Source organism: Pseudoxanthobacter sp. (assembly GCF_036822375.1).
Lineage (GTDB): Bacteria > Pseudomonadota > Alphaproteobacteria > Rhizobiales > Segnochrobactraceae > Pseudoxanthobacter.
The window spans coordinates 1-2,172 of sequence record NZ_DAISHT010000352.1 but is presented as its reverse complement, the minus strand read 5'-3'; the positions used below and the strand labels follow the sequence as shown (position 1 = coordinate 2,172).

2 protein-coding genes are annotated in these 2,172 nt (G+C 71.2%); both read left to right on the top strand.

All coding sequences use genetic code 11. The annotated features are described in order from the left end of the window. Positions 1-803: 803 nt before the first annotated feature. Entirely contained in the window at positions 804-1,328 is a 525-nt protein-coding gene (locus tag V7067_RS17530; RefSeq protein ID WP_334177170.1) for a hypothetical protein, read from the top strand. Between the two features lie 400 nt (positions 1,329-1,728). After that, on the top strand, positions 1,729-2,037 hold the full coding sequence (locus V7067_RS17525) for a DUF485 domain-containing protein (protein ID WP_334177169.1): 309 nt from the start codon (positions 1,729-1,731) through the stop codon (positions 2,035-2,037). Positions 2,038-2,172: the final 135 nt, after the last annotated feature.

Genomic DNA, 2,172 nt, shown 5'->3' with positions numbered 1-2,172 from the left:
GTTGCGGCGCGCCCCACGGCGCCGGCGCCGGCCAGCGCGGACAGAAGCGAATCCGCCGTTGCCGCCCATTGCACCGCGACGGTGGCAAACAACGCCTTCCGGTGCATTCGCCGGCCCGCGCAGGGTTGCGGCGCACGCGGAAGGGCTGTCGCCGGCCAGCGCGGACAGAAGCGAATCCGCCATTGCCGCCCGTTGCGCCGGGACGGTGGCGAACAGCGCCGCCGCGTCCGCCGCCAGCGCGGCCGGATGGGTCCGCTTGTGGCCGGAGTTGGGGCGACAGGCGACCGTTTGGGGCGACAGGCGATCCGACGCCGGCAGACCAGATCGTCCGGCACCCGCTGCACGGACTGCCGCGCAAGGCCTATCGTCAGGGCAAAGGCTGCCGCCATTGCGCCCTCGCCGCCGGGCCGGCCCACGGACGGCCATCGCCGGCCGGTGTGCACGGCTCAGGCCCGGGGGGCGCCGTTAGTGCATCGCCGGCCGCGCTCGGCGCGCCAGGAGCGCTTAACACAGCCAGCGCCGGCCGGCTGCGCGGATCGCGGAACACCGCCGCGGCATCGGGACCGCCGCGCGGCATCGGGACCGGAAATGGGGCAGCCATTCGACATGACGACACCGCCGTTCTGCCAGTCTGCTGTCGATACAGAACAAGCGGCCGCAGCCGGATGGGGGGATGATGCGGGGATGTTGAGGGCTTGGCAGCAATTGCGCGCTATCGCAGGCAGCATGAACGCCCCGCCCGCGCCCCGCCGCCTGCCCGGCCCGGCCGCAGGCGATCAGCACGAGAGAGACCGTACGCCGCCATGGATCAGGAGCCCGCCCCCCGCCCGCAGGCTGCCCTCGCCGAGACGCCGGCCGCACTGTCGCCCGCCGTGCCGGACGGGGCGGGCGGCAGCGAACAGCCGCCGGCCCGGCGGCCGGTGAGCGGTGCGGCGCTGACGGCCGCCATGGCTGCCGTACTCGCCGACATGCCGCCCACCCGCTCCACGCCCGACGAGATCGCCACACGGCGGAAAGACCGGCTGAAGCGGCTGCGCAGCCGGCCCGCGCCGGTCGCCGCCGGACCGGAACCCTCGGATCCGCCGGCGGCCGGCGAAACCCGGCCCGCCTTCCACGACTGGGAAGCCGACCCGCGGCCGTTCGCCCACTGCCTGCGGGAATGGGGCCGGCGCAGGCACGGCACGGCCTGCGCCCATGCGCTGGGCGCGGCCGACCTGCGGCTGCCGGCCGCCACCTACACCGGTTATTGTCACGGCCTGCGGCCCGCCTGCGAGGCTGCGCTGCGCCGGCTCATGACACTGCTCGACCGTTTCGTGCCGCCGGCGTAAGGACACCGCCCTGTCGCCACCTGTCGCGGCCATGCGACAGGTCGTCCCGCCTGCGGCCGCCGCAGCGCCGCGCCCGGCCGCCGCGCAGAGCCGCGCCGGCCCGGGCCGGCCAGCCTGCCTTTGACAGGCACGGAGGCGTTTCTGCTGAATCGCCGGCGGCGGCTCGCTCCTGCCACTGTCATATGTCGCGGCCCGACAAGAATAATCGGCCCGCACGGCCGCGACGCCGACAGGCGAAGATTTTCCTGCAAATAATTCAGCGACTTTACAACACCGACTTTCGCCTTCACAGGCATGTTCTGCGCACGCGACCAAAGTCGGGGTTGAGAACAGTTTCCGCACTGCTATGAGGGCCTTAATCACACTGCCGTGCCGGTCAGTGATATCGGGAGGACTTTAGTTGAAGTCAGCTTATGACAAGATTGCCGCAGATCCGCGCTTTGCAGAATTAGTGGCGCGCCGGAACCGCTTTTCTCTGACGCTGTCGTTCATCGTGCTCGGCGTTTATGCGATCTTCGTGATCGTGGCCATCGGCACGCCGGCGTTGTTTGCAACGCCCGTCGTTCAGGGCGGGGTCTGGACAATCGGCATCATCGGCGGCTTCTGCGTGCAGATCTTCGCCTTCATCATGACGGGCATCTACACCGCGCGGGCCAACGGCCCGTTCGACCGCGCCACCCGGGCCATCATCGAGGAGGCGACGCGATGAGCCGCCGCGCTGCGCTTGTTCCGGCGGCCGTGGCCGCTGCCGCCCTGCTTCTGCCCTCCGTCGCGCTGGCCGCCGGCGATGCCATTCAGGGCGCCGTGCAGAAGCAGCCGGTCAACGTCACCGCCATCGTGATGT